The organism is Chelativorans sp. ZYF759 (assembly GCF_012911015.1).
Classification (GTDB): domain Bacteria; phylum Pseudomonadota; class Alphaproteobacteria; order Rhizobiales; family Rhizobiaceae; genus ZYF759.
This window is the reverse complement of the sequence record NZ_WVVV01000008.1, coordinates 43,554-64,378: the sequence shown is the minus strand read 5'-3', so window position 1 is coordinate 64,378 and position 20,825 is coordinate 43,554. Positions and strand designations below refer to the sequence as shown.

Genomic DNA, 20,825 nt, shown 5'->3' with positions numbered 1-20,825 from the left:
CTGTCTCATGCCGGGCGACGCATCGCGCCGATCGCGAGCGGCGTCAGGCATGCCACGCCCGTCAGCGCGATTGCCGAAAGGAACCAGCCGAAGCCGTTCCACCCCTGCCCCTCCAGCATCCAGGCGGCGAGCGGCGGACCCGCCAGCGTCCCGATCCCGCCCGCCTGGCTGACGATCCCCAGTGTGAAGGCGACGGAGCCGCTGGGCGGTGTGACGAACGGGATCGCCGCGAACAGCGCGGAAGCGACGACGGCACCCCCCACGGCAAGCAGAATGGCGGCGGCTGTCGTCATGGCGCCGGATTCGCTTCCGAAAGCCAGCGGCGCGGCCAGCGCGCATACAGAAAATCCGGCAACGCCCAGGGCGGCCATGAAGCCCGCCCCCCTCCCGCGCACCAGAATGCTGGCCAGAAGATTGCCGGCCGGCACCGTCAGCGCGACAAGACCGGCGGGCAGAAGAAGCGCGCCTTGCAACGCATAGCTGGGCAGGAAGGTGAAGAAGGCGACCGACAGGATGACGAAGAGGCCAAAGCTGGTAGCGACAAGCAGGACAGGCAGCGCTAGTGAGGATCCCTTCGTCCTGATCGGTGCTATTGCCGGCGCCTCGCCAAGGCTGGAGAGCGCCAGCCTGCTCGCCTGCCACAGCAAGCCGTACAGCACCGTCAGTGCGGCCAGGAAGACGGGCGGCCCGCCAAGCGGAACCAGCCAGGCCGCCATCAGATCGGCCGTGGCATAGCCCAGCGGAACGAAGCCGCTCCAGATCGCCAGGACCGGTCCCTTCCAGCGTGTCGGGGAAATATCGTTCAGAATGGCGGGAAGTGAGATGCAGACGATCAGATAGCCAACCGCTTCGACGAGCCTTGCCCCGAATATCGCAACGGGTGCAACAAGAAGCGCCAGCGCCAGGCCGCCCACGACAAGCAGGATCGAGCCACAGCCTGTGGCGCGAACGGCCCCCATCCGGCCAATCGCCAGGCCCGTGGGCAGAGCCGCCACCGCCACGAACAGGCCGAGCATCGCTGTCAGCCAGCCTGCGCCCTGCAGCGAAAGGCCGATTTCGTCCCGATACCACAAGAGGACGGGGGCAATCTTGCCAAGCTGCGCACCGGCCAGAACGCCGGTCAGTATCACAAGCGAAACGGCAGCTAGGCGGAGGGTAGGCAAAGACATGGGAAGACCTGTGCAGGGGTGGAGGACTACGCCTTCGCAACCCGGTTCACAAGCAGCGATGTGCTGTGCCAGAGACGAAAACCGCCGGCCCTCGGAAGGACCGGCGGCGTGTTTCGATAGACTGCCCGCAGTCGATCAGTAGGGGCAGTTATTGTCGGTGGAGAAGTCGTGGACCTGGATTTCGCCGGCGATGATGGCCGCCTTTGCCGCTTCCACGGCTTCACGCATCTCGGCGGTGATCAGATCCTCATTGTGCTCGTCGAGGGCATAGCCCACGCCGTCCTCGGCCAGGCCGAGATTCTGGATGCCATAGGAGAAGTCGCCGTTGTGGGCGTCCATGAAGGCCTCGTAGACGGCGACGTCGACGCGCTTCAGCATCGAGGTGAGAACCGAGCCGGGGTGCAGGTGGTTCTGGTTGGAGTCGACGCCGATGCCGAACTTGCCCGCGTCGGCGGCTGCCTGCAGCACACCCACGCCGGTTCCGCCGGCGGCGTGATAGACGACGTCCGCGCCCTGCTCGATCTGCGAGCGGGTGATTTCACCGCCGCGGGTCGGATCGTTCCAGGCAGCCGGCGTGTCGCCGGTATAGTTGCGGATGACGGTCGCGCCTTCATCGGCAGCCATCACGCCGCCGATATAGCCGCATTCGAACTTGCCGATGAGCGGGATTTCCATGCCGCCCACGAAGCCGACCGTGCCGGTCTCCGACTTCATGCCTGCAAGCATGCCGACGAGGTAGGAACCCTCCTGCTCCTTGAAGACGATCGAGCGCACGTTGGGCTGGTCGACAACCATGTCGATGATGGCGAAATCGACCTCGGGATAGTCCTGCGCCACCGGCTCGAGAGCCGATGCCCAGGAAAAGCCTGCCATGACGATCGGGTTGCGGCCATCTTCCGCGAAGCGCCGCAAGGCCTGTTCGCGCTGGGCCTCGTTCGAGATTTCGAACTCGACATACTCGATGCCGGTTTCGTTCTTGAACAGCTCGGCTCCTTCATAGGAGGCTTCGTTGAACGACTTGTCGAACTTGCCGCCGAGATCGAACAGCAGGCCAGGCCGGATTTCGTCTGCCATGGCCGGAACGGTCAGCGCGGTGGCGGCCAGAAGGCCGATGATGAAACGATTCATGTGATCCACACCCTGTAGGTTGTCGGTCGCGTTTTCTTCTTGTACGGGGCGGCCAGGGCCGCGCCGGCTCCAGCGGTCAGATGCCCGCCTGAGGCCAGTCTTGCACGGCAAACGGCAAATATCACCCGGAATCTTGACCTTCCGGAAAAATCCGTCTCAGGCGACCGAAGCCGGTATGGGACAGGCGACGCCCGTGCCCTGGAGACCGCAATATCCGCCTGGGTTCTTGGCCAGATATTGCTGGTGCTCGGCCTCGGCGAAATAGAACTGGGGCGCCGGTGCGAGCTCGGTGGTCACCCTGCCGCGGCCGGAGGCGGCAAGAGCCGCCTCGTAATCTTCCTTGGAGCGGGCCGCCAGTTCCTGCTGCTCGGTGCCGAAGGTGTAGATCGCGGAGCGATAGGTCGTTCCCACATCATTGCCCTGGCGCATGCCCTGGGTCGGGTCGTGGCTTTCCCAGAAGATGCGCAGCAGATCGCGATAGCTGATCTTGGCCGGATCGAAGACCACCAGCACCACTTCCGCATGGCCGGTCATGCCGGTGGTGGTCTCGCGATAGGTCGGATTGGGCGTCAGACCGCCGGCATAGCCGACTGCGGTGACCCAGACGCCCTCGGTCTGCCAGAAAAGCCGTTCGGCGCCCCAGAAGCAGCCCATGCCGAACATGGCCTTCTCGAGGCCTTCGGGATAGGGGCCGTGGAGCGGGCGCCCGGAGACGGCGTGCTCGCTCGAGGTGGGGATCGGGTCGGCGCGGCCGGGCAGCGCCTCTTGCGCGGTGGGCATGCGGGTCTTCTTGCCGAGGAGGTCACCGAGGAAGAACATCAAACACCGATCCTTTCCCAGGCCGGCGCCGTTCAAGCCCCGTCGTGGAGGCGCCCGGCGCGGCGCGTTGGTCTGCGCCCCATGATATAGAACACCATGGCCAGGATTACGAGCACCCCCACCACCCCCMCCCCCAGCAGGCCCTCGAACAATGTCTTCGCCAAGTAGAAGTCCGAGTTGGCTACATTTGAGACAGCGTCGGCTAGCAGTCCAGGAGCGATCTGCGCCCAGGCTTCGGCGAGCGTCGTTGTGAGCAGGGCTTCGGCGGCGATGGATCGCGTCGCATCGACGACCGCAACAACGACGGCAGCAGCGAGCAGCAGTGTCGAGATGACCCTGAACGCAAATCTGATGACAGCCATGCAATCTTCCGTTTGGCTTGTGGGCCATGGCGCGCAAGTACCGCCCCGACCTCATCCCGGTCCCCACATATGCCAGGCGCTGGCAGCGCGCAATCGATGACAGGCCGCCCATAATGCCGCCTGGCGGGACGTGTGCGCGCGCTGGCTGCGAAAAAGCGCCGTTCATGCCTTGGCAGGCGCGCGCCAATCGACTAGATGAGCCACGCACGACCTGCCCCGGCCATCAAGAACCGGGGGCTGCGGAGAGGTGGCCGAGTGGTTGAAGGCGCACGCCTGGAACGCGTGTATACGGGAAACCGTATCGAGGGTTCGAATCCCTCTCTCTCCGCCATATGCGCCACCTAAGCACTTGATTTTATTGGCTTTTCGCATCAGGGCGATATAGCAAACTACACCCACACATACACGTCTGCTACGGGACTTCGCGGGGTCTGGCGAGGCTTGGCGCAAAATGCACTCGGGCGAGTTTGGAGACGATTCGGCATGTTCTCTAGTCGGCCTCGCCCTGCCACGCAGTCGTTGCAAGCAATTTTATTCAAATTTTAGCTGTTAACCTTTTCTTAAGCACGCCATATTTCTGCGCGTTTCTAATGCCTACATGAGGGAGAGTTGAAGCGGGACGCGTATTGAGTACCAAGCCCATGAAGATGACCACCGAAAAGTTTCGCAAGATGTGGGGCAAGACCTCCCTCGTTGCGCCCAACGCGGTAAAAGTGGGCAAGCGCCTCCGGCCGGTCCGCAAGGATGATGAATTTAAGGCGCTCATGGCCTCCCTTGAGGAACACGGCCAGCAAGCCCCCATCATCGTGAGGGAGGACTGGCCAGATGACCGGGACGGGGAGTGGATGCCCACCCGCGTCCTCGTGGCTGGCGCCCGCCGCCTGGAGGCCGCCAAGGCCCTTGGGTGGGAACGTGTGGAGGCCATCGTCCATATCAACATGAGTGACGATGAGGCGGAGGCAATTGAGATTGTCGAGAACCTCCACCGGCAAGAGCTAACCTCGGCCGAACGCAAAGAGCAAGTTAAGCGGTTGCTGGAATTGCAGTCTCCCTCAGGTGTCGAAACCGCGACACATGTCGCAGTTTCCAACAAGGGCGGCCGGGGCAAGAAGGGTGTCGCCGCCAAGGTGGCCGAGGCCACCGGCCTCTCCGTTCGCCAAGTCCAACGAATCCAGAAAGAGATGAAGCCGGAGCCCGAGGCGTCCAATGTGGTCCCGCTCCGGCTACCGGCCGATACCGCGTCCGTGCCGGCCGTGAAGCGCGGCCCCAAGGTGGAATCCACCACGGGCATTTCGCTGATCGATGCTGCCATCAAGGGCCTCGAAATGGAGGAGGCCGGCGAACGCATCGCGGACATTGCGAAGGCCGTTGGCCTCCAGCCAGATCGTTATCGCGATGCCCGTGACGTGGCCCTCATTCATGGGATCGAATACCTCACCCCGCACCATCGCAAGGTCGCTGACGAGGCTCTCAATGTGCTGGGGGAAGGTTACCTCACCGAAGCCCGCGCCATGGTGGACCACATCGCCAATCTGCTTTGGGACCCCACCGCGAAGGGCAATCGGAGAAAGGCCATTGAGGAAAATCAGGGGGAGTTTCTGAGGATCATGAGCGTGGCCGACACACTCTCCGATCTGCTGGAGCGGCATGGTGTCCCCTATCTTGACCCGGAGAGGAGGCTAGACGCGGCCGAGTATCTGAGCCGTGTCCGCAAGGAAGTGGCCGAAACGGTCAACAGAATGCGGGAGGTCAATGGCTCCCAACCGTTTCCCGCCGCCTCGGCCGACAACTATCAGGAATGGGCCGCCGAAATGAACCGGGTTTGGAGCCGCGCGCCTGAGCAATGGCGGGCCAAGTGGCTGGCAACGTCACGTAATGTAGGCTGACTACCTACTCGGCCGGAGTGATCTGTCCGGCTAAGGGTGGCACTTCGCCGGCCTTGTGGGCGGCTACCAATGCGTTCCAAGCCTGCCGCTTCTCCTCCGGTGTACGGGGATCATTGTGGAGGCGGACATAGGTCGCCGCAACGGCCACATGGTCCTTATAGCCTTCCATGGCCCGATAGGCCCGGACAGTATCATGCTTGGGCACCATGCGGGGTTGGCCAGCGAAATGGACCTCCAGCTTGCGGAGCATGGCAGCATCCGAGCGCCGGGGCTTGCCCGAGTAATCGCTCTCAGCGTCCAGACGGGCCATGCGGTGGAGGACCTCGGAATATAGGATGCGCGCCCGCGTCCCTTTAATGGTGCTCTCAAGCAATCCGATCTGGTCCGCCAGACCCATAGCGCATAGTGCGCACCACCAAAGGCCCTCGTGGATGGGGAGTCCGCGCTCAGTGAAGTGGCGAAGGGCGGCATAGACGATGAGCGCACCGTCCGGGGACGGATAGCGATGGGCCTCTCCCAAGGTCCCGCGACACTTCTCAGCCACGGCACGGGCCGCCGCTACGGCCTCCTCGTTTGTAGCCCATTGCGGATAGGCCGGCGCCTCCTTGCGCCACGCATAAATCTGGCGTTCGCTAAAGCCTGTCGCCTCCGCAATCTCCTTGACCGTCATCGTGCCGGACCATGCTCGGGCCTCGGCCGCCGCTTCGATCCGGCGCACCTGAGGCTCCACGCGCAATGCGCACATGAGGGCCTTGAGCACGACAGGGCTGAGCGGACGACGCGCGCAATGCCAGTCGAGGAGCCGGCCGGCCTGTAGCACGGCGGATGCGGTGGGCTTGGGGACGCTCTTGGATTTGCCCGTCTTTGCCAGCCACGGGGAGCCGAGGGCCTCTATCACCTGGACAGCCGCCTCCTCGGCCCTTTCGACCGTGCGGAACCGGGGGAGGAGTGAACCGGGGCGTGCCATGGCCGAAAGATAGGAGGTCAAGGCGGCAACTCCAAGGCGCAAGTATAAAGTGCCCTGCAAAATCTCCTAAGTTAATCGTATCGAAATAACGCGCGACATCCTGAATTCGTTGACTCCATATCCAAAAGTGAAAGACAATACGCCTCACAGTCAACGGACGTTTAGTCATGCGAGTTCTTTTGCCTCTATCTGTTGTTTGCCAGCGCGTCTCTTTGTCCCCGACCACGATCCGGGACCTCGTTCGCGAAGGCAAATTTCCCAAGCCGGTGAAGCTTCCGGCGCGGCGGGTGGCGTGGGCCTCGGATGAAATCGACGGCTGGATTGACGAGCGACTGAGCGAACGGGCCTGAGGCCCTCAACACAAAGGACAGTTGAAATGAGCACTTTGACGAACTTGGCGGCCATGGCCGTTGCCGCGACGGGCGTCTTTATGGGCCGCCAGGTCACGGATGCCGCCCACAATTGGGAGCCCGAAACGCGCGAACCCTCCGAGCCCACCGAGCGGAGCCAGGATCGCCTCCTCAAGCTGGAGGATGACGCGGCCAAGAACTCGGCCGATGCGGCCGGCGTGCACCAGGCACATGAGGATTGGCGTCGTGAAAAGGACGCGATGCAACGCGAAATCGCCGGCCTCGACGCGGAGGAAATGTCGCGCGGATTGACCAAGGCACAGGAGCGCGAACGCGACCACCACAAGTCCCGTTTGGCTCAACATCTGACCCGCCAGCCGGCCATCTTGGCCCGTGGCCAAGCACTCATCGCGCGTCGTCTCACGGCCGAGGAGAACGCTGAGGGCGGCCGAAAGCTCCTCGACCGGCTGGCCTCGACGGGCGCGGCAATCGAGGACCACCCGGCCGAGCCTCAGAAGGAACGCGGCGAAAGCTGGCTCGATTCCGCCACGCGCCACGGTCGCGAAGTTGCCGGCAAGACCGAGGAGCGCCACGAACTTGCCGAGGCATCCCGGCCGCTGGATGAGGACCTTGCCGACATCCGCAATTTGATCGGCCAGTGGGCGCGGGAGCCCGAATTGGTCATGCGCCAGGATGGCTCGGGCTTCTCTGTCGAATGGCCCCGCCAGCGCGTCCTGGCCGAACCGGCTGGTGTTGGCGGCATCCCCTACGCTACCGACGCACGCGCCATCGCATGCTGGATCGCCCCCGAACGGGTGGCCGAGTCCCTTGAGCGCCAGATACGCGCGCACCACGAGGGTGTCACCATGACGCTCACGGCCGCCGAGAAGCGCACACGTCTCCGGAAGATCGACACCGAGATTGAGAGCCTCAAGCGGCTCCAGATCGAAGCTCTCTGGCGTGCCAGGGACGAGGGCGCGGAGGTCGATTTTCCGCGCGGTGCCGACCCCCGTCACCTCCTCGGCATCCGGTAACCAGCTGCTGCGCTCGGTGGTTTGCCATCTCGACACCGAGCGCGCTGCGGTCGCGTCCCTTTGGTGAGGGGGACGCGGCCAACGGCGGGGCCGGGTTTTTCCTTTCGGCCTGGTCCCGCCAAGTCTCCGCCGCCTCCGCGCGTGTCCATGTCGCGGAGGCCACCTCGGGCGGGTCGTTTGGTTGGCTCCTAACCCGCGTGGCGACCCGCCCATTTTTTCGAACCCGAAGGATTCAGACAATGAACACAGAACCAAAATTCGTCCTCCTCGGCCGGGGCCACGACCCGAGCGGCCACATCGGCCACACCCACGCCGAGTGGGACCGGCTTTTTGACGCCATGGCTATCGCGGACCCGCTGGCCCGTGGTGCGGCGGTCTCTCAGGTCGTCGGTGCCGCCTCGGCCCCCAAGCCGCGCGGCCTCAGGGGCCTCGATGTTGCTGCGATCTACGCGAAGCGGAACGCACGATGACCGCGCGGACCGAGCACTTCACGCCCCCGAGCCTTCGCGGCGGTCGTGGCACCACCGAAGCGTTGGACTTGAGCGACGCAACCGACGCTTTCGAGCATCTTCACAAGACAACCGGAGACGCAACGGCCGCCGCGCTCTTGGCTGGCCTCGTATTGATCGCGGAGGCGGTCCGGGAGCGCGCCTAGTTTCGCCGCACGACGCGGCGGAATGGCGGGGACGGCGGTTTCAATTCTCGCCTCCCCGCCACCCTCAATTCCGGGATTGGAAGAATGAAACAGCCAAGATCAAAGTCCGGCACATTCGCAGCGCAGATCGATGAGGACGAGCTTCTCGTCTTCATCCACGAGATGGAGCCCCGCCGCCCGTCCGATCTTCTCGGAACCGGCCGCCCTGGCTGGAGCCGTGCAAGCATTTTCCGCGCATTGAAGCGAATGAGACAGGAGGGCTCCCTCAAACGGCGGCCGTCGATGAGGCTGACGGAGGAGGCAGCGGTGCGTGCCGAAGACCTTCTGTTGGACCGATATGCAGCCGAAGACCGTGAGACTGATTTTGAGTGAATTTCGTTCCGAAACGTCTCACTTGGGAAAGCCTGGGACACCTCTGGGACAGCCTCTAGGGGGTTTTCCCGCCGGGAAGAATTCTAGCTAAGTAATTGTTTTAATTAGGTCCCATGGGGGAAGAATTACGGGAAAGTTTCATCAATGGCCCTGTCCTAACACCCCACCACACACACCCCCCTCCCCCTTAAGGGGAGGGGGTGGGGAGGAGGGTGGGACTGAGACTTTTTCTGCCATGCGGGAGAGTAGCAAAGAGATTGAGGAAGGAGACAAAGCGATGCCAAGAAGTAAAGACATCCCCGCCGATCTTGCCGCCCTCCCGCGATCCCCTGCGGAGGCGAAAGCGGTCGGCTGCCGATACTACTTTACCGGAAGGCCATGCGCCCACGGCCACGTCGCGGCGCGGACCGCGCACAACGGCACATGCCAGGCGTGTTCAAATGCGAGGGGTCTTGTGTATGCGGGAAGGGCTCGGGAGGCCAAGGCACCCGAGCGTGCAGCGGCACGGGCGGAACGTCAAAGGCTGCGGGAGGAGCGGCGCCAGAAGCGGGCAGAGGTGGAGGCGCTCGGGTTCGACCGCAAAGGCGCCCTGGAGTCTATTGCTTGGTTGGATCGCATTGACGCTATCGGGTTGGAAGCCGCGATAATCGAACGGGAGGAGAAGCGCCGCGCGGCAATCGAGAAGATGAAACAAGCCCGCCTCGACAGGATGCAGGTTGAGGGCACCGAGGAGGTCTTTAGGCAGGACCAAGAGAAGTCACAGGAAGCCTATTGGCGTGACCCCGAGCGGTACCGGAAGCGCCGGAGGGATAGAACAGCACGTGGTCTATCGGGTCACCGAGCTCGGGTATTGAGGACGCCACCGTGGATCACCAAGGCGGAGAAGCTGGCAATACAAGCCTTCTACAGGGAGTGCCCCGAGGACCTCGTAGTGGATCACATCATCCCCATCGTCCACCCGCTTCTCGCTGGTCTTCACCGGCTGGCCAACCTCCAGTATCTCACCGCACGTGAGAATACACAGAAGGCCAACCGGTTCGACTGCACAGTTGAGGAAGCGGCTGAATACGTCGCGCGTGGATTGGCGGTGTGGGCCAGGGACGTGAACGATTTCGACGGGACGATTAACTGGAGCAGGTATCCTCCGCCGCGCGGATAGGGGCGAAATTTTCCCCCGGCAAATGGGTCCCCGGTAGCCGTTGATGCCTTACGGGGCGGCATAGCGCGTTCCGTGGCCAGCTATAAGGTTCAAAATCCCGATTCTACCCGATTAGGGCGCCGTCGATAGGATAATATGCCTACATACTATCCTATTCAACCCACCGTCATTGAGCCTAAGTGGTTGAAATGATGGTCGGATTGCCGTTCCGGCCAATCTGGCGCAACGCTATATCAGGCAAGGCTTCCCGGCCAGCTGGTGAGGTAGGCTGAGCGTGACATCCGGCCTACCCTGGCATCCCAACACCCACCCGGACATCAACACGCGCTGGCGGGCCTCTCAGGGGCCGTTATCGGCATGTTTCGGTGGTCAGGTGCCGGCGAAAATGTAAGGTCCAATCAGATCGCCAAAGCCGCTCAAGACCCCGCCTAGGACAATGAGAAACGCCTCAACCGAACGGGCCACCGGGCGGTGCCAGCGCACCATTCTGTTTGTCATCGCCCGGAACCGCTGCAATGCGATCTGGCTTTCCTCGCGCTCGTCCAGCTTGGCGAACGAAAACGATCCCTCAATCTCCAAGATCAATCGGCGTGGTGTCAGCTTCCACACCTCCTCCGCCAGCACGTAAAGGAAAGCCACGGTGACAATAACGGCTCCCGCCCGCGTCAACGGGCTAAAATCGCCGCCAGTCGAGTAGGTCAGCGCGGTAGCAATAGCCACGTAACTCAGGCTGAGGACGATGATCGGGGGGAGCGCCAGCGCGATGAGCGGATACTGGAGTTGGGATAGGATGAATAGATTGCCGATATGCACCGGGGGTTGCCGCTTATCCATTTCGGCCTTTGTCCTTCCTAGCCTCAAATGCCTGTCCAGATCATCCACGCGGCCACCGCGTTCGCCACCCCGGCCGCCGTCCAGGATAGCAGGCTCGGCCGCCAGATCGCCCACGCAACGACCGCCAAGGCGAGGGCTGAGACGGGCCACACTAGGCGGCCTCCTCAATCTCCACGAGCTCCCGCCTTTGCCGCACAAAATGCGGCGGGAAGCCTCCGCAAATTATTTGGTCGCCTCACGTTGCCGGCGCCTGAGATTTCATGTGAATTACTGATGATCTTTGCCCTACTTTGTTAACCTAGTCTATAGTGGCCACACGAATCGAGGGGCTATACACATGAAGAAGTCTACAAATATCGAAAGCAAGCCTCAGGTGCGCGCTCCGGAACCAACGGTTGATCGCATTGAGGAGCTGGCGGCGCGCATACTCTCCGGAGACATTTTGTTGCCGAAATTCCAAAGGGACTTCGTGTGGGAAAAATCCCAGATTATTGATCTCCTCGACTCGATATTCAACAATTATCCCGTGGGCAGTGTCCTCCTTTGGAGGAGTCGGCAAGAATTAAAAAGTGAACGAAACATTGCTGATCTGGATATCGCTCCCACCAAACAAGATTATCCCGTAAACTATCTTCTCGATGGTCAGCAACGTTTGTCGACTATATGCGGGGCACTTTACTGGCGCGGACGAGACCCGCGTAGCAAATGGAATGTCGCCTTCGATCTTCGGGACAAGCGCTTCGTACACCTTGAGTCCCTCGATGCTCCCCCAGTCCATCGAATTCGATTGAACCGTATTCCTGATGCCGCTGCATATTTTCAGCAGATCGCGTTTCTCGAAAAAGAAGAAGACGGGCAACAGCTTGCTGAGGATGCACGAGCTCTATTCAATAGATTCAAGGACTACAAAATCGCTACCGTTACGCTGCACGATATGTCCATCGAGGCTGTGGCGCCGATCTTCGAAAGGATCAACAGCAAAGGGACGCCCCTTACAATTGTAGACCTCATGAGGGCCGCGACCTGGAGTGAGGATTTTGACCTCGTAGATCAAATCTCCTCGATAACGGACGAGCTTGACGAGAAGCAATTTGGCGGCGTGGAGAGAAAGACGATACTTCGTAGCATTTCGGCCGCCGCTGGCGGAGGCTTTTCAGAGTCGAGCATTGATCAGCTGAGAAGGCATGAATCCGACCGGCTTATTGCGGCGGTGAACGCGACCAAGTCGGCCTATCAAAGGGCCGTCGATTTCTTGGTAACAGAGCTCCACATACCAAGCGACCGCCAGCTACCATACGTAAACCAAGTGGTCGTTTTAGGGGAAGTGTTTCGACTGCTTACCAACCCTACGCCCGTCCAGACCGAGGCGATCAAAAGGTGGTTTTGGCGTACCGCTATCGCTGGCTACTTCGGAGGATGGAACACCGGGAACATGGCCGCCGATCAAGCTGCTGCAAAGGAATTTGCGCAAGGGGTGGTTGCCGAAATCGAAGCATCAACTTCTGCTCCGCCGGCAGCGATCTGGCGACAACGGGAATTCCGCTCTAACTCTGCTCACTCCAAGATTCTCATTCTGCTACTCGCATTCAATCAACCTCGCGACCTCCTCACAGGTGCGAGAATCGATGTCGGTCGCGCCCTGTTTCACGGAAACGCAAGGGAGTACCATCACTTCTTTCCACGAGATTTCCTTAAGCACCGAGGGGTTGGGGCTCGACAGGCCAATTCTCTTGCCAATTTTGTCATGTTGAGCTCTGCCAGCAACAAGATTATCACCAACCGCGCGCCTTCTGACTACCTACAGCAGGTCATCTCCAATGCGGGAGAAGGATTGCGCGATCTACTGCAGTCCAATCTGATATCGGAGGAGGCATTCGAGGCGGCTCTAAATGACGACTACAATTCATTCCTCATTTTGCGTTCTGAGACTGTGCAGGCAGAGGCTTTGCGGCTCGCTCAGTGGTAACGGCATATGAAAGCGTCTTACTCAGGATTTTGTATGCGGATGAATTTCAACCCAGCGTTCGGTAACTGTTATTCCCACGCCTTCGGATCATAGACCTCACCATGGGCGCGGCGCCGGAATAGCTCCGCCTCCTCGGCATCGGCAAAGCGCAAGACCACATAGCCCCGGCCGCGCTCGTCCACCACATGCGTGGTCCGTTCCGAGATGCTTGGATAGGCCCCATTGAGGTGGACACCGAGCCCTTGAAGCGCGGCGGCTTCCACCACCACGGCATGGGGCCAGTTGGCCCTCACTTTGGCATTCGACATCCGGCCTTTGTAGCGCATGCGCCCATAGGACGATATTCCCAAGAGGGCGTCAAGGAGAGCGGCGAAGTGGGGAGGACATCCAACACCCGCCTTGGAGCTAACGCGCGCTGGTGAGGCTCTCAGGGGCCGTTACGCCTTTATTTCCCCGGCTTCCTAGCCAATTGCCCCAATGGGAAACAACTCAGTCTCGCTCATTCCTGAAAAGGCTCTCAAGAAGCGTCTTCGCGGACATTACCGATACAAATAACAGCGCAGTGCCCCCGACAACATAAACCATAAAATGCATAATGAACCAAATCGGGTATTCTGAAAAAGATCGCCACCCACCTTTCATAAGTATGCTTCCATGGAACACGGCTTCATATATTACAAAAAGAGAAAATACTGCAAACGGGCTAAAAACAACAAAATACAGCAGAAGAATACCACGATTCTTGATCGCTAGGGTCCACCGAGATGTGCGCTCATTGGCTACCATGAGAGGCCCCTCCTTGGACCGCAACCGTGAAGAATCCTCGGACTAGACCCGCGACCTCCGCCAACCGGCCCTCCGCGCCTCCTCCTCAGTGCAAAACCAGCGTTCGCCATGCCTGAGGGAAATGCGCGTGGCATTGTAATAGCGTTGACCGGGGACATGATAAATCCGCTCGCCGGTGTTCTGGCTGATATTTCCCTTGATGTTGCAACCAAACCCCGGCGCCATGGGCGCCACGCGATTGACCAATTCGGTGTTAGCGGTGAAGCCAACGCCGAAGGCGCCACCAAGAAACACGGTGGTGAGGATCGCGGGCACCGAGGGTCTCAGCCACAAGCGGCGCGGCCGCAAGTCCTCCGAGAGGACCTTGAGCTTGTGCTCCGGGTCTCCCCATTTCACGCGGCGGAATTGAAAGACGTTCCGGGCCATGCACCGAGGTTGCCGGTCATGTTCTAAATTTCGATGGACTGGAAAGATCGGATTGGAGCTACCCGGCGCTACGCACCTTGGCGAGATACGCTGCCCAATCGTCCATCAAGGCCCGCCGCTTCGCCAGATAATCCCCGCGCCGATAGGCCCGCTCCACCGCGTCCCCAACTGTATGGGCCAGCGATGCCTCCACAATCTCGCGTGGGTGCTCGGTGGTCTCATTGGCCCATGTCGAGAACGAGGCCCGGAAGCCGTGGACGGTCGCGCCGTCTCTGAGGCCGCGCACACATTGCAGCATGGCCATGTTGGACAAGGGGAATATGCGGGCATTGTGGGCGCGTGCGCCCACAATGGGCATCTCGTTGAGCACCGCCACGGCCGCATCCGATAGTGTCACACGATGAGCCTTGCCGGCTTTCATGCGCTCAGCCGGAACGGTCCACACCTTCGCCTTGAGGTCCACCTCATCCCATGTGGCGCCCAACACCTCCCCGGTCCGCGCGGCCGTGAGGATGGTGAAGCGCAAGGCTCGTGCCGAGGCGGAGTCCATCTTGGCCAGATCGCGCATGACAGCCGGCACGTCCGCATAGGCCACCATCGCATGGTTGCCGGACTTCTGGACCTTGGCGGCGGCAGGGAGATGATGGATGAGGTTGCCTTTCCAGCGCGCGGGATTTTCGCCCTCCCTCATGCCTGAGGCCCCAGCCCAATCAAGCACGCGTTCAATGCGTCCCCGAACCCGCGTGGCCGTCTCGGTCTTGGTGGTCCAGATCGGCTCCAGCACCTTGAGGATGTGGTCCGTGTCCACCTCGTCCACGAGGAGCTTGCCGATGATCGGCCCCGCATAGGTGTCCAGCGTCGATTGCCACTGCGCTATGTGCTTGTCGTTTCGCCAGCCGGCCTTGTGGGCCTTGATGTAGCGCTCGGCACATTCGGCAAAGGTCAAGGCGTTGGCGCGGCGCTCCTCGCGTCTGGCCTTTGCGGGATCGATCCCGTCAAGGAGGAGCCGCTGGCCGGCCAGTGCTTTCCGCTTGGCTTCTGTTACGGTGATGAGGCGTGCGGGACCGAGGCCCATCCATTTGGGCTTGCCCCGGTAGCGATAGCGGAGAAGCCACGAGCGGGTCTTGCCTTCGTCGCGGATTTGCAGATAGAGGCCCACGTCAACGCGGTGCATCCCATCGCTGTCCAGGGCTTCCACTTCCTTGGCTGAGAGGGTCTTGGGCATGGGTTCGAATCCCGTTTCCGCATTCGAACCCTTAGCGCATTTTCCACATACACGTCCACATACACGTTGAGGACGGGCATTGGCGTTTTTCGGCGTGCATTGGCGTGGAGCCGATTTGGCCTAAGTCGCTGCAATCAAACGGAATTCCTGTTTGTTTTCAAATGCTTACCGGATGCCGAAACGGCCTCTCTCTCCGCCATCATACCGCTGACGGCAGTTTCGCTTCGCTCAATGCCTTCGCAGGGAAGCCGGACCGGCCGGCGGGCAGTCACCGGCTTGGATTCAAGTTCGAAAGCATGCCAGATCCCTCCGCCATCGTTCGTATCTCAGGCTGGTTCGGGTCGCGCAGGGTTCCGATCGCGCGCGCTGGCCGCTTGGCTGCGGCCGCGTCAGCCGGCGTCCTTACATAAGGTCCCGGGCGATCCGCTCTGACCGCGTGCGGGTGAAGACGCTCTTGCCATTGTGGAAGGCCTCGACAGTGGCCGAGATCACCCATTCCGTCTCGGTACAGGCGAGTGTGGAGATACAATGCGTGCTGGCTTCCCAGCCGGCCCGTTGCGCGTGGCAGGTCCATCTCGCCTCACCGGTCATGGAGAGCGGATCGTTCGCGAGGATCGACCATGTCTCCTCGCGGGTATCGCGGCTCGCAAGCCCATTTCCGGGATGCCGGTTGAGTCCGGTATCCTCGAAAACCTTGTAGGCGGTCACGCCCGAAACGAGATCACGTTCGACGCGGCGTCCACCGCTGCCGTCCACCAGCGTCTCGTACCTTGGCAGGGGGTCGGCCACGGCCGGTTGGGCGACCTGTATGCGGCGGTGATCACCCAGCAGCGGGAGCGCCAAACGCAGGGAGGCGAGTTCGATGTCCAGACCGGCATCACAGGGCGGTGGCAGGATCGTCGGCCAATAGGCGCTGGAAAGCGCAAGGCGCATACGGTGTCCCGGTGCAATGCGATAGCCGCAGGCATCAAGCGTCATTTCGATCTCGGTCGGCTCGCCTGGCGCCATCGGTTGCGGATCAGCATTCGAATGCCGGTGGGCGAGATTGAGCACCCCGAAGCAGATTCGGGTTGCCGTGCCGTCGGGATGCAAGTCTACAATGCGCGCGCAGAGATTGCCCTGCGGCGCATCGCTCGTCAGGCGGACGGACAATCGCGGCTGTCCGAGAAGGACACATTCTTCCTCTAGCGGCGCGCTGTCGAAAACCAAGGAGCCAGCGTCGTCGATGCGCTGGTCACCCGCCAGTTCCGCATCCGGCTTGCTCGTGAACCACTCACCTGCCGCCACGCCCGTATCAAGCGGTGACCGAAGTCGCATTGTGCCGGCGAAGGGCGTGCTCGGCGATTCGCTCAGCCTGCCCGCCTCGTCGAGACGCAGATTCCGTTCCTGCGGTGGTGTCCACTGGTCCTTGGCGATCCAGTAGCCCGGGTCGCTCTCACGCCAGAGCGCGGGGCGCGGCCCGTCCAGAATAAAGGCACGCATCTGTGGGAGACTTTCCGCGCCATTGTCGTCGTTTCGCAGCCAGCGGCCCCACCATGCGATCGCTTCGCCCAGAAAATCGGCCCGCGGCTTGGGATAGGCGAAATGTGGATATTTGTGCACCCAGGGACCGACCAGCGCCTTGGCCTTGTCGGGCATGCCCTCCACGGCCTTCAGCGGCGTATTGCGGTAACCGTCTGCCCAGCCGGCAATTACGAGGGCCGGCACGGGAAACGCGTCAAAGTCCTCACAGATAGAGCCTTGTTCCCAGAAGGCGTCGCGACGCTGGTGGGACAGCCAGTCTGCCATGAAGAAGGGCTCATGCTCCAGGCGTTCAAGCCACATCTCCTTCCATGCGTCGCCGACGATTTCGGGATCTGGCGGACGCGACTGATAAGCGAGCATTGTCGCCGCCCAGGACAATTGCGCCGAGAGGTGCGTGCCGTTCTTGTAGTGGATGTCGTCATTGTAGCGATCGACAGTCGAAGCGATCGAGATGACGGCCTTCAGCGCGGGCGGCTTGAGCGCGGCAACCTGCAGACAGTTGAAGCCGCCCCAAGAGATTCCCATCATGCCGACATTGCCGTTGGACCAGGGTCGGCTGGCGATCCATTCGATGACCTCCACCGTGTCGGACAATTCACGCGGCGTGTACTCCCCGTCGATGACGCCTTCGGATTCGCCAGAGCCGCGAATATCCACCCGCACGCCCGCGATGCCGGCGGCCGCGAAAGCGGGATAGGTGGATTCGTCGCGCGGGGCGGTGCCATTGCGCTTTCGGTAGGGCAGAAACTCGAGCACAGCCGGCACGGTCTCGACCTCGGCTCCATCCGGCATCCAGATGCGCGCGGCCAGACGTGTACCGTCGGCCAGCCGAATCCATTCGTTCTCGATGACGCGGAAGCTGCGTTCAGTCATTGTACGCTCATATGTAGAAGGAGAGGTCCGCGGCGGTGGTCGCCGCCACGGATCAAGGATTTCGGATTCGCCCAGGGGAGCGTCAGGCGTCGAGCCAGACCCTGCTTGCGATACGTCCGTTCGAGATGTCGTTGCCGATGTCGTGGACGAAGCCCCTGAGCCTTGCCGAGGACGCGTTCACGAAGTCGTTGAAGACCGGCAGAATCAGACCGCCCTCGTCACGCACCATCAATGCCATGTCGCGGTAGAGCGCGCGCCGCTTGTCCTCGTCGAGCTCGGCGCGAGCCTGGGCGGCCATGGCGTCGAAATCCGACCTCATGAAGCGGGTGTCGTTCCATTCCGCATCCGAAACATAGGAGGTCGCGTAGCGTGTATCCTGGGTGGGACGACCACCCCAATAGGAGGCGCAGAAGGGCTGAACGTTCCAGACTTCCGACCAGTAACCGTCGTTTGGCTCGCGGCGCACGTCGATCTCGATGCCCGCTGCGGCGGCGCTTTGCTGGAAGATCTGCGCGGCATCGACGGCCCCAGGGAAGGCTGTCTCGGCGGTACGCAGCAGAATCGGACCTTCATGGCCCGATTCCCTAAAGTGGAAGGCGGCCTTGTCGGGATCGTATTCGCGCTGCTCGATCTCCGGAGCGAGTGCATAATTGTCGTTGACCGGGAAATCGTTGCCTAGCGTACCGAACCCGCCGACGACCTGATTCAGGATTGCCTCGCGGTCGATGGCGTATTTCAGCGCCAGCCTGAGATCGTTGTTGTCGAAGGGCGCGGTATTGCAGTGCATGAGGAAGGAGTAGAAGCCCTTGCCCGATGTCTGCAGGATCTCGACGTTCGGCGCACGCTCCAGGAGCGCCACTGTCTTGGGATCGACGGTGTTGATGAAATCAACCTGGCCGGAGGTGATCGCGCTGACGCGTGCGGTCGCGTCGTTCATGACGATGAGCTCGACGCTGTCGACAAAGCCGCGGTCATCGCGCCAGTCGTTTTCGTTCTTCTCGAATGTCGCTCGGATGCCGGGTTCAAAGCTCACCAGCTTGTAGGGACCCGTGCCGATCGCGGCCATCGGATCGTCTTTTCCGCCATTGGGCTGAATCTGGATGTGGTAGTCCGACAGCACCAGCGGGAGGTCGGCACTGCCTTCACTCAGGGTAACAACAACATCGCCCGCGACCTCCTCGACGCTAACGACGGAGCCCAGAAGTCCGAGCGCACCCGACTGGGATTCGCTGTCGGAATGGCGACGGATCGTCTCGACGACGTCTGCTGCCGTCATCGGCGATCCATCGTGGAATTCCACGCCCTGACGGATCTTGAAGGTCCATTGCGTGGCATCGGGCGATGGAGTCCAGGATTCGGCGAGCGAAGGTACCGCCTCACCGGTCTCGGGATCCGATTCAACCAGCGTATCGCCCCAGCAATGCGCGATCACGAATGCCACTGTCGCTGTGGCCATCGCCGGGTCCAACGTGTCGGCCGATGCACCACCGCCGATCCCCATGCGCAGGTTTCCGCCACGCTTCGGTTCCTCCGCGCGCGCCGGCCCGGCCAGGAGGCCGCCGGCTGCGCTCACCAGGCCAAGCGCCGCGCTTCCTTGAACGAAGCTTCTGCGGGACAGGTTCAAACGGGGATATCCATTGCGTAGGTCGATCATGATGACGCCCTCCTTGGCTGCTGTTTTGCGGCAGATCATGACCGATGCCCCAAGCTACGCAATTTCGCGACTTGACGCGTCCTTGCGCGGCTTTACGCTATCGGCATGGATCATCATGCCCGTCACAAATTTTATGCCAATCTCAAGTATGCCTGCAGCACGCGCGTTTCGATTTCGGATTTCTGTCGCGAGGTCGGGCTGAACCGGCAGCAATTCAATCGCTACATAAACGGGCAGGCGCGTCCGTCGCCGCACAACCTGCTGCGCATCGCGTCCGCCTTCGGTCTTGAGCCCGGCGATTTCACGGCGCCCCCCGAGGAGTTCCGGCGCCGACTGGCTACCGGTCACGCGCCCGCCGATCCGCGTCATCCCCTGCTTGACGCGTTTCCGGGCGACCTCTCGGCGCTGCGCAGATATCTGGGCTTTTATCAGACCTACCATTTGTCCCTTTCGTGGCCTGGCCATGTCGTGTGCTCATGCGCACATCTTCGCGAGGAAGAAGGCCACGTCGTGGTGACCACGCTTGAGCGGATAGAAGATGCCGAGAGCGGGATCCGGCAAAGGTCACGTTATGTCGGACTGGCGGCCTTCTACAGGAACCGCATTTTCATCACGGAGCGAACGCGCGGCGACGCGCCGACCTTCGGCCAGACGGTGCTGATGCCCTTCGAGGTGCATCAGCGCCTGTTTCTAAGGGGGGTCACTATGGGTGTGTCCTGGCGCAAGGATAATCAACCCTACGCCTCTCGAATGATCTGGCGCCATCACGGTCACCAGACCGACCGGCGAGCCCTCATCTCGCGTTGCGGCAGCTACACCACGTCATCCGGCAACCTCCCCTCGCCAGTGGTCTCGTTCCTGGGATCAGGGGAACCCGTGACCGTGACGCTCGACTGATCAGTCTGCCGATATCGCTTCGCCGCGCGTCCTCCGTCCAACTGTCTCGCTTCAGGAGCCTGTGGGGTCGAGGGCTTCGCCGAGGTGGAGCTTGCCATCTTCCACGAGGGCGAAGCTGCGGAGTATGTCCTTTGTCACGGCGGCCGCCGCTGCACGACCGTCGCGCTGGCGCACGGCGTCAAGGATTTCGGCGTGAATGTCGTTGCCTCGTCCGATGGCGGGACCGGCCCTGGCGATCATCAGCTTCAGATAGGGGCCGTATTGTAGCCATAGGCCTTCAACCACCGGCAGGATCACCGGCGACCGGCTCTCCTTGTAGAGCGTGAAATGGAAACGGTAGTTCTGCTCGAGATCGGGCTGATCGCCAAGCAGTGTTCCCTCCTGCAGGATAGAAGCCAAGGACTGCTCGGTCTCGCCCGTCATCCGCTCTACGGCGAGTTCCGTCAGCATGGGCTCAAGCGCGATGCGCGCACGCATCAGGTCGGTCAGCCTTTCCGTATCGAAGGGTGGCACCTGCAGCGTGCGCGAAGGGGTGTCGACCAGTGCGCCCTCGGCAACGAGCCTGCGAACCGCCTCACGAACGGGGGTCATGCTCGTGCCCAGCTGTTCAGCGAGGCTACGCAGGCTCAAAACGTCAGCTGGAGCGTAGGCGCCCCGGGTGAAAGCCGCATGCAGAGCCGCGTAGACGCTTTCGCGAAGCTTGGACTGGTCGATGCGGTCAAGCACGATTTCCCCCATC

The 20,825-nt window shown here is 61.6% G+C and carries 20 protein-coding genes and 1 tRNA gene; 9 read left to right on the top strand and 12 right to left on the bottom strand.

From position 1 onward, the window contains the following. Nucleotides 1-5 precede the first annotated feature (5 nt). The 4 genes from GRZ55_RS14195 to GRZ55_RS14180 all read right to left on the bottom strand — a co-directional run bounded on the left by GRZ55_RS14195 (nucleotide 6) and on the right by GRZ55_RS14180 (nucleotide 3,478). Complete coding sequence (locus tag GRZ55_RS14195; RefSeq protein WP_169287601.1) at nucleotides 6-1,169, bottom strand: MFS transporter; 1,164 nt, start codon at nucleotides 1,167-1,169, stop codon at nucleotides 6-8. A gap of 135 nt (nucleotides 1,170-1,304) precedes the next feature. Next, entirely contained in the window at nucleotides 1,305-2,297 is a 993-nt protein-coding gene (locus tag GRZ55_RS14190; RefSeq protein ID WP_169287600.1) for a BMP family protein, read from the bottom strand. A gap of 156 nt (nucleotides 2,298-2,453) precedes the next feature. After that, nucleotides 2,454-3,116 (bottom strand): peptide-methionine (S)-S-oxide reductase MsrA, encoded by a 663-nt coding sequence (msrA, locus tag GRZ55_RS14185; protein ID WP_169287599.1) that lies wholly within the window; start codon nucleotides 3,114-3,116, stop codon nucleotides 2,454-2,456. 32 nt (nucleotides 3,117-3,148) lie between these two features. After that, nucleotides 3,149-3,478: a hypothetical protein gene (locus GRZ55_RS14180; protein WP_169287598.1), complete on the bottom strand. Its 330-nt coding sequence runs from the start codon at nucleotides 3,476-3,478 to the stop codon at nucleotides 3,149-3,151. Nucleotides 3,479-3,719: 241 nt separating this feature from the next. On the opposite strand from GRZ55_RS14180, the gene GRZ55_RS14175 reads away from it, so the two are divergent. Next, nucleotides 3,720-3,809, top strand: a tRNA-Ser gene (locus GRZ55_RS14175). A 310-nt stretch (nucleotides 3,810-4,119) separates the two neighbouring features. After that, a complete protein-coding gene (locus GRZ55_RS14170) occupies nucleotides 4,120-5,364 on the top strand; it encodes a ParB/RepB/Spo0J family partition protein (RefSeq protein WP_169287597.1) in 1,245 nt (414 codons plus the stop codon). Between the two features lie 4 nt (nucleotides 5,365-5,368). Here the strand turns inward: GRZ55_RS14170 and GRZ55_RS14165 are convergent, their stop codons facing one another. Continuing rightward, complete coding sequence (locus tag GRZ55_RS14165; protein WP_169287596.1) at nucleotides 5,369-6,352, bottom strand: hypothetical protein; 984 nt, start codon at nucleotides 6,350-6,352, stop codon at nucleotides 5,369-5,371. Between the two features lie 146 nt (nucleotides 6,353-6,498). Here GRZ55_RS14165 and GRZ55_RS14160 point away from each other — a divergent pair, with 146 nt between their 5' ends. From GRZ55_RS14160 to GRZ55_RS14140, 5 genes are all read left to right on the top strand, one after another. Beyond that, nucleotides 6,499-6,681, top strand: a complete 183-nt coding sequence (locus GRZ55_RS14160; protein ID WP_169287595.1) for an AlpA family transcriptional regulator — start codon at nucleotides 6,499-6,501, stop codon at nucleotides 6,679-6,681. 26 nt (nucleotides 6,682-6,707) lie between these two features. After that, nucleotides 6,708-7,715: a hypothetical protein gene (locus tag GRZ55_RS14155; protein ID WP_169287594.1), complete on the top strand. Its 1,008-nt coding sequence runs from the start codon at nucleotides 6,708-6,710 to the stop codon at nucleotides 7,713-7,715. Nucleotides 7,716-7,954: 239 nt separating this feature from the next. Further along, complete coding sequence (locus GRZ55_RS14150; RefSeq protein WP_169287593.1) at nucleotides 7,955-8,185, top strand: hypothetical protein; 231 nt, start codon at nucleotides 7,955-7,957, stop codon at nucleotides 8,183-8,185. After that, entirely contained in the window at nucleotides 8,182-8,370 is a 189-nt protein-coding gene (locus GRZ55_RS14145) for a hypothetical protein (protein WP_169287592.1), read from the top strand. The genes GRZ55_RS14150 and GRZ55_RS14145 overlap by 4 nt, the downstream gene beginning before the upstream one ends. Nucleotides 8,371-8,977: 607 nt before the next feature. Continuing rightward, entirely contained in the window at nucleotides 8,978-9,901 is a 924-nt protein-coding gene (locus tag GRZ55_RS14140) for an HNH endonuclease signature motif containing protein (RefSeq protein ID WP_169287591.1), read from the top strand. A gap of 369 nt (nucleotides 9,902-10,270) precedes the next feature. Here GRZ55_RS14140 and GRZ55_RS14135 read toward each other — a convergent pair whose 3' ends face one another. Further along, complete coding sequence (locus GRZ55_RS14135; protein ID WP_169287590.1) at nucleotides 10,271-10,849, bottom strand: hypothetical protein; 579 nt, start codon at nucleotides 10,847-10,849, stop codon at nucleotides 10,271-10,273. A 223-nt stretch (nucleotides 10,850-11,072) separates the two neighbouring features. On the opposite strand from GRZ55_RS14135, the gene GRZ55_RS14130 reads away from it, so the two are divergent. After that, on the top strand, nucleotides 11,073-12,701 hold the full coding sequence (locus tag GRZ55_RS14130; protein WP_169287589.1) for a DUF262 domain-containing protein: 1,629 nt from the start codon (nucleotides 11,073-11,075) through the stop codon (nucleotides 12,699-12,701). Between the two features lie 68 nt (nucleotides 12,702-12,769). Here GRZ55_RS14130 and GRZ55_RS14125 read toward each other — a convergent pair whose 3' ends face one another. From GRZ55_RS14125 to GRZ55_RS14105, 5 genes are all read right to left on the bottom strand, one after another. Then, a complete protein-coding gene (locus GRZ55_RS14125; RefSeq protein WP_169287588.1) occupies nucleotides 12,770-13,009 on the bottom strand; it encodes a hypothetical protein in 240 nt (79 codons plus the stop codon). A gap of 520 nt (nucleotides 13,010-13,529) precedes the next feature. Next, nucleotides 13,530-13,913, bottom strand: coding sequence for a hypothetical protein (locus tag GRZ55_RS14120; RefSeq protein ID WP_169287587.1), 384 nt, complete (start codon nucleotides 13,911-13,913; stop codon nucleotides 13,530-13,532). A gap of 58 nt (nucleotides 13,914-13,971) precedes the next feature. Beyond that, nucleotides 13,972-15,138, bottom strand: coding sequence for a site-specific integrase (locus tag GRZ55_RS14115; protein ID WP_169287586.1), 1,167 nt, complete (start codon nucleotides 15,136-15,138; stop codon nucleotides 13,972-13,974). Between the two features lie 402 nt (nucleotides 15,139-15,540). Beyond that, a complete protein-coding gene (locus GRZ55_RS14110; RefSeq protein WP_169287585.1) occupies nucleotides 15,541-17,535 on the bottom strand; it encodes a CocE/NonD family hydrolase in 1,995 nt (664 codons plus the stop codon). 82 nt (nucleotides 17,536-17,617) lie between these two features. Then, nucleotides 17,618-19,189, bottom strand: coding sequence for an ABC transporter substrate-binding protein (locus GRZ55_RS14105; protein ID WP_169287584.1), 1,572 nt, complete (start codon nucleotides 19,187-19,189; stop codon nucleotides 17,618-17,620). Between the two features lie 105 nt (nucleotides 19,190-19,294). Here GRZ55_RS14105 and GRZ55_RS14100 point away from each other — a divergent pair, with 105 nt between their 5' ends. Continuing rightward, entirely contained in the window at nucleotides 19,295-20,086 is a 792-nt protein-coding gene (locus GRZ55_RS14100) for a helix-turn-helix domain-containing protein (RefSeq protein WP_169287583.1), read from the top strand. Between the two features lie 51 nt (nucleotides 20,087-20,137). On the opposite strand, the gene GRZ55_RS14095 is transcribed toward GRZ55_RS14100, so the two are convergent. Continuing rightward, entirely contained in the window at nucleotides 20,138-20,824 is a 687-nt protein-coding gene (locus GRZ55_RS14095) for a GntR family transcriptional regulator (RefSeq protein WP_169287582.1), read from the bottom strand. Between the last annotated feature and the right edge of the window lies 1 nt (nucleotide 20,825).